Consider the following 14938-nt stretch of genomic DNA (forward strand, 5'->3'; position numbering starts at 1 on the left):
TGGCGCGGTATATCGGCGTACAACCGCGAACGGTTGTACGCCCTACGGTTCAGATCGCTTCGAGCTTCGCGTAACCCATCATCAGCCACTTGCTGCCCTCGCTGTCGAAGTTCACCTGCACCCGTGCCTGGGCGCCGGAGCCTTCGAAGTTGAGGATCACGCCGTCGCCGAACAGTGGGTGGCGCACGGACTGGCCGAGGCTGAACGGTGTGTCCGGCACGCTGGCGCCGCTGAACAGGTTGCCGCTGCGCTGGTTGCCCGACAGCGGACGGCTCACCGAGTTGGACAGGCGCACTTCCTGGATCAGGCTCGGCGGGATTTCCCGGACGAAGCGCGAGACCTTGTTGTAGGTCTCGCTGCCATACAGGCGGCGGGTTTCCGCGTAGGTCATGACCAGACGGTGCATGGCTCGGGTGATGCCCACGTAGGCCAGGCGGCGCTCCTCCTCCAGACGGCCGGGTTCTTCCAGGCTCATCTTGTGCGGGAACAGCCCTTCTTCCACGCCGGCAAGGAACACCAGCGGGAATTCCAGGCCCTTGGCGCTGTGCAGCGTCATCAACTGCACGCTGTCCTCGAAGGCGTCGGCCTGGGTGTCGCCGGACTCCAGCGCGGTATGGTCGAGGAAGGCCACCAGCGGCGGGGTATCCTCGTCGTCCGGGGTCTCGAAGGCGCGGGCGGCGCTGACCAGTTCCTCCAGGTTTTCCACCCGGGCCTGGCCTTTCTCGCCCTTTTCTTCCTTGTGGTAGGTAATCAGGCCGGACTGCTCGATGACGATCTGGGTCATCTGGTGCAGCGGCATGCCTTCGACCTTCACCGCGAGCAGGTCGACGGTTTCCAGGAAACCGTTGAGCGCACTGGCGGCGCGGCCGGCCACGGCCTTGGCGGCAATCACGTCGTTGATCGCGCGCCACATGGAGGTGCCGTTGTGGCGCGCGGCATTGCGGATCGCCTCCACGGTCTTCTCGCCGATGCCGCGCGGCGGCACGTTGATCACCCGTTCCAGCGCAGCGTCGTCGTCGCGCAGGCGGATCAGGCGCAGGTAGGCCAGGGCGTTCTTGATCTCGGCGCGCTCGAAGAAGCGCTGGCCGCCATAGATGCGGTAGGGAATCTTCTCGCGCAGCAGCGCCTCTTCCAGCACCCGGGACTGGGCGTTGGAGCGGTAGAGGATGGCGATTTCGCTGCGCTTCAGACCGTCCTTGCGCAGCGCATCCTCGATGGTCTCGACGATGTAGCGCGCCTCGTCGTGCTCGTTGAAGCCCGAATACAGGGTGATCGGGTCGCCGTCGACGCCGTCGGTCCACAGCTCCTTGCCCAGGCGCCCGCTGTTGTTGGCGATCAGCGCGTTGGCGGCCTTGAGGATGGTGCCGGTGGAGCGGTAGTTCTGCTCCAGGCGGATGTCCTCGGTGCCGGCGAAGTCATCGCCGAACTGCTGGATGTTCTCGATCTTCGCGCCGCGCCAGCCGTAGATCGACTGGTCGTCGTCGCCCACCACCATCAGGCTCTCGCCGCCTTTGCCGAGCAAGCGCAGCCAGGCGTACTGCACGGCGTTGGTGTCCTGGAACTCGTCCACCAGGATGTGACGGAAGCGCCGCTGGTAGTGCTCCAGCAGGCTCGGGCGGTCGCGCCAGAGGTCCAGCGAGCGCAGCAGCAGCTCGGCGAAGTCGACGACGCCGGCACGGGCGCAGGCCTCTTCGTAGGCCTGGTAGACGCCGACCATGGTTGCCAGGTACAGGTCGCCGCCGGTCTGGATGTTCTGCGGGCGGTTGCCCTCGTCCTTCTGGCCGTTGATGAACCATTGCGCCTGGCGTGGCGGCCAGCGCTGCTCGTCGAGGCCCAGCTCGCGCACCACGCGCTTGACCAGGCGCAGCTGGTCGTCGCTGTCGAGGATCTGGAAGTTCTCCGGCAACCCGGCTTCCTGCCAGTGCGCGCGCAGCAGGCGGTGCGCCAGGCCGTGGAAGGTGCCGACCCACATGCCGGCCGGGTTGATCCCCAGCAACTGCTCGATCCGCGCGCGCATCTCGGCGGCGGCCTTGTTGGTGAAGGTCACGGCCAGGATGCTGTGCGGCGAGGCGTTCTCGACCTGGATCAGCCAGGCGATACGGTGCACCAGCACGCGGGTCTTGCCGGACCCGGCGCCGGCGAGTACGCGCTGGCGCCCCAGCGGCGCGGCCACGGCCTGGCGCTGCGGGTCATTGAGGGAGTTGAGCAGGTAGGAGATGTCATCGTTCATGGGGCGGCATTCTACCGACGGGCGGTTTTCCCCGGCAAACCCGCCCGCCGTCCGGCGTCTTCCCGACGAAAGTTGGGAGGGCGCGGAGCCAATTGCCATCATCCTGCTTGGGTGGGGCTACCTCCTCGGGTATGCTCCGCCGACGCCTAGGCCAGAACCTACAAGAAAAACGCCTATGACCGCTTATGTAGAGCCTTCGGCGATCCCGGTGAGCCATGCCGAGATCCGCCAGCAGTACGCTCACGAAATTGCCGTCGAACGCACGCGCCTGCTTTATCAGGGCTCGCGGGTGCCGACTCTGCTCATGCTGCTCAACGGCCTGGCGTGCGCCGGGTTGCTGTGGGAATACGTAAAGCCGGGGCTGCTCGCCGGCTGGCTGGTTTCGCTGGTGCTGCTGGCCGTGCTGCGGCTGATCCAGGTATCCGCCTTCAATGCCGCGTCCGCCGAGCGCCAGGCCAGCCCGCACTGGCAGCGCACCTTCCTGTTCGGCGCTGGCGCCTCGGGGCTGACCCTCGCCTTTGCCGCCATCGCCCTGGTGCCACCGGATGCCTTCCTCCAGCAATCCCTGGTATTCGGCCTGATCGCCGCGGCCATCCTGTCCGCCAGCGTTGCCTACGCGGTCAGCCTGCCGGCCTTCCTCACCTTCGCCTTGCCCTGCCTGTTTCCGTCCATTGCCTATTTATTGATCAGCGATAACCCGCTGCAGCAGGGCTGGGGCGTGCTCGGGGTGATCCTGCTGGCGGCACTGCTGGTGGTGGCCTGGCAGATTCACCGGGTGGTGCATGTCGGCCTGCTGCGGCGCTTCCAGGCCCAGGCGCTGGTGGCGCACCTGGAGCGCGCCAAGGCACAGACCGAGGCGCTGAACCAGGACCTGGAGCGCGAAGTCGAGCAGCGCCGCCGCGCCGAGCGCGAACTCTGCCGCGCCCGCGACGCCCTGCAGGAGCGGGTGGAGGCGGGTAGCGCCAAGCTCAGCCATACCGAAGCACGCCTGGCCCTGGCGCTGGAGGCCAGCGAGCTGGGCCTGTGGGACTGGAACCTGCTGACTGACGAAGTGCACCACTCGCACCTGGAGGAGATCTTCGGCATCACCCAGGAGTCGGTGAAGAGCGTGCGCAATGACCTGCGCCCGCGCCTGCACCCCGATGACGTGCCACTGCTGCGCCGCGCGCTGGTCGAGCACCTCAAGGGCCGCACCGACGGCTACCGCATCGAATATCGCGTGCGCCACGCCTCCGGCCACTGGGTCTGGGTGGAAGACCGCGGCCGGGTGATGGAGCGTGACGGCCGCGGCCAGGTCACGCGGATGGTCGGCACCCGTGCCGACATTTCCACCCGCAAGCAGCGCGAGGAAGAACAACGGCTGGCGGCCACGGTGTTCGAGGCCGCCAGCGAAGGCATCATCATCCTCGACCCGGATTACCGGCTGATCGCCCTCAACGAGGCCTTCACCCGCCTCACCGGCTATCGCCGCGAGGAGGTACTGGGGCACAACGTCGCGCGTCTGATGGGCTCCTCCGAAGCCCTGCGCCGCTACCAGTCGATCCGTGCCGAGCTGGAGCGTCAGGGCACCTGGCAGGGTGAACTGATCGAGACGCGCAAGAACGGCGAGCTGTACCCGCAGTGGCTGCAGCTCAACGTGGTGCGCGACAGCCGCGGGCAGGTCGCCCATGTGGTCGGTTTCTTCGCCGACCTGACCGCCCGCCGCGACGCTGAGGAGCGCCTGCGCTACCTGTCGCACTACGACGAACTCACCGGGCTGGCCAACCGAACGCTGTTCAAGGAGCGCCTGCACGAGGCCAGCCAGCGCGCGCGCCAGGAAGGCCGCACGGCGGCGCTGCTGCTGATCGACCTGGACCGCTTCAAGCTGCTCAATGACAGCCTTGGGCATGAGGTCGCCGACCAGCTGTTGCGGCAGATGTCGCGACGCATGACCCAGACGGTGCCGGAAGCCGACACCATTGCCCGGTTGTCCGGCGACGAATTCGCCGTGCTGATCGATTCCTACGCCAGCCTCGCGGCGCTGGCGCGGCTGTCCAGCCGCCTGCTGGCCAAGCTGCGTACGCCCATGACTGTGGGCGGCCACGAACTGGTGGTCAGCGCCTCGGTGGGTATCAGCCTGCTGCCGGATAACGCCTGGGAAATCTCCGCGCTGATGAGCCAGGCGAACATGGCCATGCAGCACGCCAAACACCTGGGCGGTAATACCTTCCAGTTCTTCACCGACAACCTGCAGGCCTGCACCCTGGAGCGCCTGCAACTGGAAACCCGCCTGCGCAAGGCCATCGACGAAGGCCAGCTGGACGTGCACTACCAGCCCAAACTGAACCTCGCCAACGAGCGCCTGGACAGCGCCGAAGCGCTGGTGCGCTGGCGCCACCCGGAGATGGGCATGGTCCCGCCCGGCGATTTCATCGGCCTCGCCGAGGAAACCGGGCTGATCGGCGCCATCGGCGAGTTCGTCCTGCGCCGCGCCTGCCAGCAGGCCCGCGCGTGGCAGAAGCATGGGCGCGAGCTGCGGGTGTCGGTGAACCTCTCGGTGCACCAGCTGCGCACCGGCAACCTGGTCGACCTGGTGCGCACCGTGCTGGACGATACCGGCCTGCCATCGCACCTGCTGGAGCTCGAGCTCACCGAAAGCCAGCTGCTGGACAACGTCGAGAGTGTCACCACGACCTTCCGCCAGTTGCGCGAGATGGGCGTGAAGCTGGCGATCGACGACTTCGGCACCGGCTACTCCTCGCTCAGCTACCTCAAGCGCTTCCCGGTGGACTACGTGAAGATCGACCAGACCTTCATCCGCGACCTGTCCGAGCGCGGCGAGGACGCGGCGATCACCCGCGCGATCATCGCCATGGCGCACAGCCTGGAACTGAAAGTGGTGGCGGAGGGCGTCGAGCACGCCGAGCAGCTGCGCTTCCTGCGCGCCCACGGTTGCGACGAGATACAGGGCTACCTGATCAGCCAGCCGGTGCCGGCGGATGCCTGCCTGGCGCTGCTGGAGAGAAGCGACCGGCTCTGAGCGTGCCGGCCGCGAGCGGTGGACTGCTGGTGCGGCGTTACTTGAGGGTGACGATCCATTCGGCGAGGGTCTTGGCCTCGTCCGGGCTGACGGCGTTCGCCGGCATCGGGATCGGCCCCCAGACACCCTTGCTGCCGGTCTTGATGCTGTTGCTGATGTGCGCAACGCCATCGGCGCCGTACTTCGCGGCGACTTCCTTGAAGGCCGGGCCGACCACCGTCTTGTTGACGGCGTGACAGGCCACGCAGGCCTTGGCCTTGAACAGCTCCTCGCCGGTGCTGGCCATCGCGGTGGTCTGCACCAGCAAGCCGCCGAACAGCAGGACAACCAGGGCTTTGTTCATGAACGTCTCTCCTCAGGCTTGGCGCCTCGGGGCGCCGATCGTTTTCGCCGGCTTCCCGCCCGGCTTCTGCGGCGATTCTAGGAGTGGCCCGAGTGGTGCTGGCTTGATGGCAATCAAGAACTGCTCTCGTCGCGCTTGAGAGAGGGGACCTGGCTGATTAGCTTGCCTACCGAAACTTCCTACAGAGATATCCTCGCCATGAACGCCCCCGCCCAGAACATCGAGCCGCTCTTCTACCAGGCGACCGGCAACGAGGTGGCGCTGTTCACCCACGCCTCCGCCCAGGGCATGCCGGTGCTGATCAAGGGGCCGACCGGTTGCGGCAAGACCCGCTTCGTCCAGCACATGGCGCAGCGCCTGAACCTGCCGCTGTATACCGTGGCCTGCCATGACGACCTGTCGGCGGCGGACCTGGTCGGCCGCCACCTGATCGGCAGCGACGGCACCTGGTGGCAGGACGGCCCGCTGACCCGTGCGGTGCGCGAAGGCGGCATCTGCTACCTGGACGAAGTGGTGGAGGCGCGCCAGGACACCGTGGTCGTGCTGCACCCGCTGGCGGACGATCGCCGCGAATTGTTCATCGAACGCACCGGGGAATCCCTGGTGGCGCCACCAGGCTTCATGCTGGTGGTGTCCTACAACCCCGGCTATCAGAACCTACTGAAGGGCATGAAGCCCAGTACGCGCCAGCGCTTCGTCGCCCTGCGTTTCGACTACCCGACGCCGGACGCCGAGGCTGCGATCATCATCCGCGAGGCCAATGTGGCGCCGGAGCTGGCGCAACGCCTGACGCAACTGGGCGTGGCCCTGCGCCGACTGGGCCGGCAGGAGCTGGAAGAGGTCTGCTCGACACGCCTGCTGGTGCTCACCGCGCGGCTGCTCAATGCCGGCGTGGCACCCCGCGATGCCTGCCGCGCCGGGCTCGCCGAGCCGCTGTCGGACGACGAGGCCACGGTCGCCGCGCTGATGGACCTGGTCGATGTCCACTTCGCCTGAAGCGGCGCTCGATACCCGGCGCCTGCCGGGTGACCTGGCGATGTGGTTGTTCATCCTCGCCGAGCTGACCGTCTTCGCCATCCTCATCATCGTCTTCGCCGTGACCCAGCATCTGGACATCGAAGGCTTCCGTGCCGGGCGTGCGCAACTGGACCTGTCCACCGCCCTGGCGCTGACCCTGACCCTGCTCACCGCCGGATTCTGCGCGGCGCTGGCGGTGGAGCAGGTGCGCCACGGCCGGCAGCGCCATGCGGCCGCCCTGCTGGGCGTGGCGGTGCTGCTGGGGTTGGCCCACGTCGCGCTGAAATCCAGCGAGTACCACCATCTCGCCGTACGCGGGCTGGACCTGGAACACAGCACCTTCTTCACCCTGTTCTGGCTGATCACCGGTTTCCACTTCCTCCACGTGCTGCTGGGACTGGTGATCCTCGGCTGGATGACCCTGCGCTGCCTGCGCGGCGCCTACCGCAGCGACGCCCTGGGTGGGCTGGAGTCCGGCGCACTCTACTGGCACATGGTCGACCTGGTCTGGGTGGTGATTTTCCCGCTGGTCTACGTGCTGGCGCCCGGTTCATGAAGACGCTGCTGTTCGCCTGGCTGGCGTTGCTGCCGATGTCGATGGCGGCGGTGTGGCTGGGCCACCACGCGCCCGACGTGCTGCCGGTAACGGTGATCCTGCTGCTGGGCCTGGGCAAGGCCTGGATCATCGTGCTGCGCTTCATGGAGCTGAACCGAGGCCCACGCCTGTGGCAATCGCTGCTGCTCGGCTGGCCACTGGTGGTCACCGGCCTGATTCTGGCCCTGCACACAACCCACTGATTTAAATACGGAAAAATACCTGACTAGAAGCATTGGTCTTTCTTGATTGCCATCAAGCGAGACGTCCTAGGACGCTTCCTACAATGGCGCCGACCGTGACCTAGGAGGGCCCCATGTCAGAGACATTTACCAAAGGGATGGCGAGGAACATCTACCTGGGAGGAGGCGTTTTCTTCTTCCTGGTGTTCCTCGCGCTGACCTATCACACCGAAACCACCTTCCCCCAGCGCACCAACCAGAGTGAGCTCACCGAGTCGGTGGTGCGCGGCAAGCTGGTGTGGGAACAGAACAACTGCGTGGGGTGCCACTCGATCCTCGGTGAAGGCGCCTATTTCGCGCCGGAGCTGGGCAACGTCGCCATCCGCCGTGGCGGTGATGCGGCCTTCGGCAGCTTCCTCGCGGCCTGGATGAAGATGCAGCCGCTGGGCGTGCCCGGTCGCCGGCAGATGCCGCAGTTCCACCTGAGCGACCAGGAGGTCACCGACCTCGCGGCGTTCCTGCTGTGGACATCGAAGATCGACACCAACAAATGGCCGCCGAACAAGGAGGGTTGAGCATGAACCCGGGCAATCCCTATCTGAAATTCGCCTCGCAGTCGGTGGCCAAGCCGTACTTCGTGTTCGCCCTGATGCTCTTCGTCGGGCAGATCGTCTTCGGGCTGATCATGGGCGTGCAGTACGTCATCGGTGACTTCCTGTTCCCGGCGATCCCCTTCAACGTGGCGCGGATGGTGCACACCAACCTGCTGATCGTCTGGCTGCTGTTCGCCTTCATGGGCGCGGCGTACTACCTGATCCCCGAAGAGGCCGATCGCGAGCTGTACAGCCCGAAACTGGCCATCGTGCTGTTCTGGGTATTCGCTATCGCCGGCGTGCTGACCATCCTGGGCTACCTGCTGGTGCCCTATGCTGGCCTGGCGAAGCTGACCCACAACGAGCTGCTGCCGACCATGGGCCGGGAGTTCCTCGAACAGCCGACCATCACCAAGATGGGCATCGTGGTGGTGGCGCTGGGCTTCCTCTTCAACATCGGCATGACCATGCTCAAGGGCCGCAAGACCGCCGTCAGCGTGGTAATGATGACCGGTCTGGTGGGCCTGGCGGTGTTCTTCCTGTTCTCCTTCTACAACCCGGAAAACCTGTCGCGCGACAAGTACTACTGGTGGTGGGTCGTGCACCTGTGGGTGGAAGGCGTGTGGGAACTGATCATGGGCGCGATGCTGGCCTTCGTGCTGATCAAGATCACCGGCGTCGACCGCGAGGTCGTGGAGAAATGGCTCTACGTGATCATCGCCATGGCCCTGATCACCGGCATCATCGGCACCGGCCACCACTTCTTCTGGATCGGCGCGCCGCAGGTCTGGCTGTGGCTGGGCTCGATCTTCTCCGCGCTGGAGCCGCTGCCGTTCTTCGCCATGGTGCTGTTCGCCTTCAATATGGTGAACCGTCGCCGCCGCGAACACCCGAACAAGGCCGCCGCGCTGTGGGCTCTGGGCACCACCGTGACCGCCTTCCTAGGCGCTGGCGTGTGGGGCTTCCTGCACACCCTGGCTCCGGTGAACTACTACACCCACGGCTCGCAGCTCACCGCCGCCCACGGTCACCTGGCCTTCTACGGTGCCTACGCGATGATCGTCATGACCATGATCAGTTACGCCATGCCGCGCCTGCGGGGCATCGGCGAAGCGCCTGACGCCCGCGCGCAGAGCCTGGAGATCTGGGGCTTCTGGTTGATGACCATCTCCATGCTGCTGATCACCCTGATGCTCACCGCTGCCGGCATCGTCCAGGTCTGGCTGCAACGCATGCCCGCCGATGGCGCCGCCATGCCGTTCATGGCCACGGTCGACCAGCTGAAGATCTTCTTCTGGCTGCGCCTGTACTCCGGTGTCGGCTTCTTCATCGGGCTGATCTGCTACTTGCTCAGCTTCCGCCAGCGCGGGCGCGTGGCCGTTGCCTCCGGCGCGGCTCAGGTGAGCTGAGCGATACCGTCCAGCCGGGCCCGTCCGCTTTGCGGCGGGCCTTTTTTTCATGATGGGAGTTATCGGGAGGCAGGTATCTTCCAGCCGCTCGGATAGCTCCCTCTCCCTTTAGGGAGAGGGCGGGGGAGAGGGGACTGGTTCGGCGTGGCGTTTGGCGCCGTGCCGCCCTGTACCTGCTTTCCCCCTGGAGGCGCCATGACCATTCACCTCGAAATCGAAGAAGGCTTCGGCCTCGCCTGGCACCGTTTCATCACCCGTCGCGCCAGCCCGGAGTTCGAAGAGGCGGCGGTGACCCTGGATGACATGCGCCGCAGCCTGCTGTTGTTGTTCCGCGGCACCGGCGGCGAAGCCGGGGTCGGCGTGGAGGCGGCCAGCGCCCGCGAACTGCTGGTGCGCCGCAGCCTGCTGCAACAAGTGGCCGGTACCTGCCAGCAATTGCCGGTGGCCTGGTTCGACGCCGATTCCCTGCGCCTGCCCGCGCAGCTGGCGGTGTTCCCCGACGCCGGGCTGAACCGCGAACTGTACCGCTGGCTGGCGCTGCTCGCCGCCCACAGTCAGCCGATGCGCCACTGGGCGCGCGACAACCAGGCCTGGACCCGTGCCGTGCTGGAGCGCTACCCGTTGTTGCGCCCGCGCTATCGTCGGCTGGTGGAAGCGTTGCTCAGTCTGCGTCCTGATGCGGGTGACCTGCCCCCCGCCGAAGCGGAGCTGGAACTGGCACTGCAACGTGCGCTGCGCGATCCGGGCAGCGTCGAGCGCCTGCCGCGCAGTGAAAAGGCTCCCTGGCCGGTGCCGCTGTGGCTCTACCCGCCGCAAAGGCTGGCCGCGCCGCAGCACACCGACCTGATCGACGGCGACGAGCAGGGTCGTTCCGCCCACAGCGAAGCCAAGAGCCTGGCACGCAAGCGCGCCGAGCGGGTCGAGCAGGATCCCGGCCGGGGCGGCCTGCTGTTGTTCCGATTGGAAAACCTGTTCAGCTGGTCCGAGCACATCGAACTGGATCGCGCCGGCGACGACAGCGAGGACCTGGATGCGGCCAAGGTCGCCGATGACCTCGATCACCTGAGTATGTCCCGGCAACGGCAGAAGAAGGGCGGCGGGCTGAAGCTCGACCTCGACCTGCCGGCCGCCGACTTCGACGACGTGCCGCTGGGCGAGGGGATTCGCCTACCGGAATGGGACTACCGCCGCCAGCAACTGATCGACGACCATGTCCGCCTGCAACCGATGCTGCCCCGCGACGCCGTGCCGGCACCGCTCCCGGATTCCCTGGCACCTATCGCGCGGCGCCTGCGTCGGCAGTTCGAGAGCCTGCGCCAACAGCCGCAATGGTTGCGCCGGCAACCCCAGGGCGCAGAGCTGGACCTGGAAGCCTGGCTGGATTTCAGCGTCGAACGGCGCCTTGGCGCGTGCAGCGAGCCGGGGTTGTTCCTCGAACGCCGGCAGACCCGTCGCGATCTCGCGTGCCTGCTGCTGGCGGACCTGTCGATGTCCACCGACGCGCACATCGACAACGACCACCGGGTGATCGACCTGATCAGCGACAGCCTGCTGCTGTTCGGCGAGGCGCTGCAGGCGGTGGGTGACCGCTTCGCGCTGTACGGGTTCTCCTCGCTGCGTCGCCAGCAGGTGCGCCTGACCCAGCTGAAAACCTTCGATGAGCGCCACAACGATGTCGTACGCGGGCGCATCCGCGCGCTGCGCCCTGGTTACTACACGCGCATGGGCGCGGCCATCCGCCGGGCCACTCAATTGCTGCTGGAGCGCAAGGAGCGCCAGCGCGTGCTGCTGATCCTCACCGACGGCAAACCCAATGATCTGGATTTGTACGAGGGGCGCTACGGCGTCGAGGACACCCGCCAGGCGGTGCTGGAAGCCCGTCGCGCAGGGCTGGTGCCGTTCTGCATCACCATTGACCGCGAGGCGGCGGACTACCTGCCGCACCTGTTTGGCAGCCAGGGCTATCTGTTGATCAACGATCCGGCGCAACTGCCGGTGCAATTGCCGCAGCTCTACCGGCAGCTCACCCGTCGCCAAGGCTGACAGAGCTGTCTGTAGGAGCGAGCTTGCTCGCGAACCAAATCCCGCGGCGGGGCCTGTTCGCGAGCAAGCTCGCTCCTACAAGGGACAGTCCGGTTTGGGGCTCAGCGCGGCAGCCAGAGCATCATGACGAGGCAGAACAGTGCGAGGAACGCGCAGTACCACGCGAATCTCCGCTGGCGGCGCTGCCGCGCTGCGGTTTGGTCCACCGGCAAGGGCATCCCGCACTGCGGGCAATCCGCAGCATCCTCGGGGCTCTCGTGCTGGCAGTACAGGCACTGGCGCATGGCTTACTCGAACTGTTCCAGTCGCGCGACGTCGAGTACCTGCACGGTGCGGCCGTTGAGGTCGATGATGTTCTCGTCGATCAGCCGCCGCAGCACGCGTGAGAAAGTCTCCGGTTGGATCGACAGGTGCCCGGCCACCAGTTGCTTGGCCATCGGCAGCTCGAAGCGGCCACTTTCGCCACCCTGGCGGTTGAGCTGGGTGATCAGGTAGCGCACCACGCGGTGGGTGGAGTTCTTTAGCGACAGCGTCTCGATCTCGTTGATCCGCCGGTGCAGGCGCACGCACAGGGTGGCGAGAAGGGAGAAGGGCAACTGCGGATTGCTGTGCAGCAATTCCATGTAGGTGCGGTTGGAGAAGCGGTAGACCTGCGTGGGCTCCAGCGCCTGTGCCGAAGCCACGTAGTCGGAAGTGTCCATCAGCATCATGGCTTCGGCGAAGGTCTGCCGGCTGCCGACGACCTCCAGCACCTTTTCCTGCCCCTCCGGTGTCAGGCGGTAGATTTTCACCGCTCCGGAGATCACGAAGTAGAAGGAGTGGGCCGGTTCGCCCTGGAGGAACAGCTTGTCGCCTTTCTCCAGGTTGAGCAGCGCGCTGGTGGCGAGCAACTGTTCCAGCTGCTCTTCGTTGAGCACGTTGAACAGGTGGTGGCCGCACAGAATCTGGTGGTGGACGCGATGCGCGAGCATGGCGGAGCGCTCCTGGGCGGGGACAATCCCGCCAGTATGTGCGATGCCGCCGGGCAGTGTGGTGAGACACGCTGTCACTGGTCGCCCTCCTGGCTCCCGGTCCGGCGCTCAGGCCGGGTGGTTGGCGCCCAGGAACAGCAGGTTGTTCTCCAGATGGATGTGCTGCATCAGGTCGCGGCGCAGCTCTTCCAGGCCGCTGTAGAGGCGGCGCCAGCTGTTGCAGCCGTCCGCCGGTACGGTGAGGTCGTCGGTCAGGTCGGCCAGTACGGCGAGGGACTGCGAGTGTTCGTCGTGCTCATGGCGCATCACGCCGATCGGGCCCTGCACGTGGGTCAGCGGGATGCCCTGGCGCAGCCAGGGGAACAGCACGCTTTCTTCCTTGCACATGTGCCACTCGAGTTCCTCCTGGATCTTCTTCAGGTGCGCGGTCAGGCCGGCGGGGCATTGCGGATGCGCGGCATGGGTCTTCTCGACGCGCTCGGCCAGCGGGATCAGCGCTGGCAGCTGCTCGCGGTGAACCTTGTGGTAGCGCTCGAGGATGTGGTCGATCAGTTGGTCGTTGCTGCTCAGGCGCCAGTCGGTCTGGTCATTTGCAGGCGGCAGCGCCTGCAGCTCGGCGGCGATGCGCTGGGCGTCGAGGCCCTGTTCGCTGGCGGCTTCGCCCAGGCTGCGCTGGCCGGCGCAGCAGAAGTCGAGCTTGTAGTCGTGGAACAGCGCGGAGCTGCCCGGCAGGCTGAAGGCCAGGTCGCTCAGGGTGCGTTCGGTGAGGTTGTCGGTCATGGCGGGCCTCGGGTGGAGTGGGGCACGGCGGCCGCGGTCGTCGTGGCAGTCAATCTTGGGGCGGTGGCGGTCAGTCTAGGGAAGGACGGGCGCCCGGCTCCTTGATTGCAGTCAAGCGTCCAGGGCGGCCATTTCCCGCTCGTCGCCGCCGGCGACCCGCATCAGTTGCTGCGGGTCGCATACCAGCAGCTTCTGCCGTCCACCGATGACCAGGCCGCGGTCCTCCCAGGCACTGAGGATGCGCGAGACGGTGTGCAGGGTGGTGCCGGTCATCTCGGCGATGTCCTGGCGGGTGACCGGGAAATCGATGCGGATGCCGTCGGCCTCCGGTCGGCCGGACTGCTGCACCAGGCGCAGCACGGTGTGGGCGACACGCCGTTCGACCTCTTCGGTGGCCAGTTCGCAGAAGCGCACATGGGCTTCCTGCAGGCGCTCGCCGATGGCCTGCACGGTATTCAGGGCGAAGCTGGGGTGGCGGGCGAGCAGGGGTTCCCACTGGCTGGTGGGCCAGGCCAGGACCAGGCTGTCCTGGCCTGCGGTGGCGGTCGCGGGATAGTCGCGCCGGCCAAGGGCGCGGACGAAACCGAACAGATCGCCGGGGTTGACCACGCGCACCAGCACGCGCTGGCCGTCTCCGGTGAGCTGGGTGGCTTTCAGCCGGCCGTGCACCAGCAGGTAGAAGCTGGTCGCCGGCGCACCTTGCTCGAACACGGCTACGCCGCTGTTCACGCGCAGGATGCTGGCCTGGCGGAGGATGTCGTCCTGCTCGTCGCGGCTGCTATTGGCAAAGGGCGGCAAGCTGCCCAGCCAGGCGCGATTGAGGGAGATATTGGCGGTCACGGCAATGATTCCCTAAGTCCTGCCGCAGCATAGCGGTTAAGCGCGATGGCAGAACTTGAGGGGAATCAAGGGATGTCCCGGACCAGGCGGAAGCCCAGGTTGTCCGGCGGTTGCCCGGCGCTGCAACCGCCGCCGCGGGCATCGCGGACGAAATCGTTGATCGCCGCGCGGTGACGCCCTTCGGCGATGCGGATCGAGCAGTACTCGGCGCGGTGGGTCTGAGCGCCCTGGGCGTCGAGGTTGACTCGCTGGTGGCAGCTCTGGGTCCATTCCCAGACGTTGCCGCCCAGGTCGGCCACGCCGTACTCGTTCAGTCCGTGGTTGCCTCGCGCCTGGGGGAGCGCCGAAGCGCTGGTGCGGGTTTCCGCTTCCAGGCGGTAGCGCGCCAGCCAACGCCGGGCGGGGTTGCTGCCGTCGTCGTCGTCGATGCGCAGGGCGTCGTCGGCCCAGCGCGAACCGGCGAAGAAGGCCCACTCGCGGTCGGTCGGCAGCCGCCAGGGCTGGCCGGTGCGTCTGGACAGCCAATCGGCATAGAGCTGCGCATCCAGCAGGCTGGCGCCGGTGAGCGGCAGGTCGCCGCGGGGTGCGCGGTTGTCCAGCGCCAGGCAATCGCCTTCGGCCACGCAGCGGGCGTATTCGCCCTGGCTGACCTGGAATTTCATGACTTCGAAGCTTGGCGACAGGTGTTCACGCTGCGACGGCGCATCCACCGCCTGCTTCTCCTGCCAGTAGTCGCCCGCCGGGCGGAAGTCGAAGTCGCGGGGGGCGAGTTTCACGGTTTGTGGCGCGAGCTCCGGTGCGTACTGTGGCCGCAGCAGGAGGAGGAAGGTACCGCCCAGCAGCAGCGCGGCGGGGACGCCAATCAGGAGGGTCTTGCGCATGGTCTGCCCGGTCGCCGGTATCGTTTACGGGGAAG

General features: G+C 66.7%; 14 protein-coding genes. 7 read left to right on the forward strand and 7 right to left on the reverse strand.

Features of this window, described 5'->3' with window-relative positions; all coding sequences use genetic code 11:
• Positions 1-49: 49 nt before the first annotated feature.
• Positions 50-2230 carry a DNA helicase II gene (uvrD, locus tag ACNFH5_RS03625; RefSeq protein WP_416744248.1) on the reverse strand — a complete coding sequence of 727 codons (2181 nt, stop codon included), beginning with the start codon at positions 2228-2230 and terminating at the stop codon, positions 50-52.
• A gap of 175 nt (positions 2231-2405) precedes the next feature.
• On the opposite strand from uvrD, the gene ACNFH5_RS03630 reads away from it, so the two are divergent.
• Positions 2406-5249 (forward strand): EAL domain-containing protein, encoded by a 2844-nt coding sequence (locus ACNFH5_RS03630; protein ID WP_416744249.1) that lies wholly within the window; start codon positions 2406-2408, stop codon positions 5247-5249.
• Positions 5250-5286: 37 nt separating this feature from the next.
• Here ACNFH5_RS03630 and ACNFH5_RS03635 read toward each other — a convergent pair whose 3' ends face one another.
• Complete coding sequence (locus ACNFH5_RS03635) at positions 5287-5592, reverse strand: c-type cytochrome (RefSeq protein WP_416744251.1); 306 nt, start codon at positions 5590-5592, stop codon at positions 5287-5289.
• Between the two features lie 198 nt (positions 5593-5790).
• On the opposite strand from ACNFH5_RS03635, the gene ACNFH5_RS03640 reads away from it, so the two are divergent.
• The 6 genes from ACNFH5_RS03640 to ACNFH5_RS03665 all read left to right on the forward strand — a co-directional run bounded on the left by ACNFH5_RS03640 (position 5791) and on the right by ACNFH5_RS03665 (position 11431).
• A complete protein-coding gene (locus tag ACNFH5_RS03640) occupies positions 5791-6588 on the forward strand; it encodes a CbbQ/NirQ/NorQ/GpvN family protein (RefSeq protein WP_416744253.1) in 798 nt (265 codons plus the stop codon).
• Positions 6572-7165: a cytochrome c oxidase subunit 3 gene (locus ACNFH5_RS03645; protein ID WP_416744254.1), complete on the forward strand. Its 594-nt coding sequence runs from the start codon at positions 6572-6574 to the stop codon at positions 7163-7165. Before ACNFH5_RS03640 ends, ACNFH5_RS03645 begins: the two co-directional genes overlap by 17 nt.
• Positions 7162-7407 carry a cytochrome C oxidase subunit IV family protein gene (locus ACNFH5_RS03650; protein WP_416744256.1) on the forward strand — a complete coding sequence of 82 codons (246 nt, stop codon included), beginning with the start codon at positions 7162-7164 and terminating at the stop codon, positions 7405-7407. The genes ACNFH5_RS03645 and ACNFH5_RS03650 overlap by 4 nt, the downstream gene beginning before the upstream one ends.
• A gap of 113 nt (positions 7408-7520) precedes the next feature.
• On the forward strand, positions 7521-7961 hold the full coding sequence (locus ACNFH5_RS03655) for a c-type cytochrome (protein WP_088420795.1): 441 nt from the start codon (positions 7521-7523) through the stop codon (positions 7959-7961).
• A 2-nt stretch (positions 7962-7963) separates the two neighbouring features.
• Complete coding sequence (locus ACNFH5_RS03660; RefSeq protein ID WP_416744259.1) at positions 7964-9388, forward strand: cbb3-type cytochrome c oxidase subunit I; 1425 nt, start codon at positions 7964-7966, stop codon at positions 9386-9388.
• Positions 9389-9583: 195 nt separating this feature from the next.
• Positions 9584-11431, forward strand: coding sequence for a nitric oxide reductase activation protein NorD (locus ACNFH5_RS03665; RefSeq protein WP_416744260.1), 1848 nt, complete (start codon positions 9584-9586; stop codon positions 11429-11431).
• Between the two features lie 101 nt (positions 11432-11532).
• Here ACNFH5_RS03665 and ACNFH5_RS03670 read toward each other — a convergent pair whose 3' ends face one another.
• From ACNFH5_RS03670 to ACNFH5_RS03690, 5 genes are all read right to left on the reverse strand, one after another.
• Positions 11533-11715: a protein DnrP gene (locus ACNFH5_RS03670; RefSeq protein ID WP_416744262.1), complete on the reverse strand. Its 183-nt coding sequence runs from the start codon at positions 11713-11715 to the stop codon at positions 11533-11535.
• 3 nt (positions 11716-11718) lie between these two features.
• Positions 11719-12402, reverse strand: coding sequence for a Crp/Fnr family transcriptional regulator (locus tag ACNFH5_RS03675; protein WP_416744264.1), 684 nt, complete (start codon positions 12400-12402; stop codon positions 11719-11721).
• Positions 12403-12510: 108 nt separating this feature from the next.
• Positions 12511-13182 (reverse strand): iron-sulfur cluster repair protein YtfE, encoded by a 672-nt coding sequence (ytfE, locus tag ACNFH5_RS03680; RefSeq protein ID WP_416744266.1) that lies wholly within the window; start codon positions 13180-13182, stop codon positions 12511-12513.
• Positions 13183-13293: 111 nt separating this feature from the next.
• Positions 13294-14022 carry a Crp/Fnr family transcriptional regulator gene (locus ACNFH5_RS03685; protein WP_416744268.1) on the reverse strand — a complete coding sequence of 243 codons (729 nt, stop codon included), beginning with the start codon at positions 14020-14022 and terminating at the stop codon, positions 13294-13296.
• 65 nt (positions 14023-14087) lie between these two features.
• Positions 14088-14903 carry an SUMF1/EgtB/PvdO family nonheme iron enzyme gene (locus tag ACNFH5_RS03690; RefSeq protein ID WP_416744270.1) on the reverse strand — a complete coding sequence of 272 codons (816 nt, stop codon included), beginning with the start codon at positions 14901-14903 and terminating at the stop codon, positions 14088-14090.
• Between the last annotated feature and the right edge of the window lie 35 nt (positions 14904-14938).

The sequence above is a fragment of the Pseudomonas sp. NY15435 genome, assembly GCF_048068295.1.
Classification (GTDB): domain Bacteria; phylum Pseudomonadota; class Gammaproteobacteria; order Pseudomonadales; family Pseudomonadaceae; genus Pseudomonas.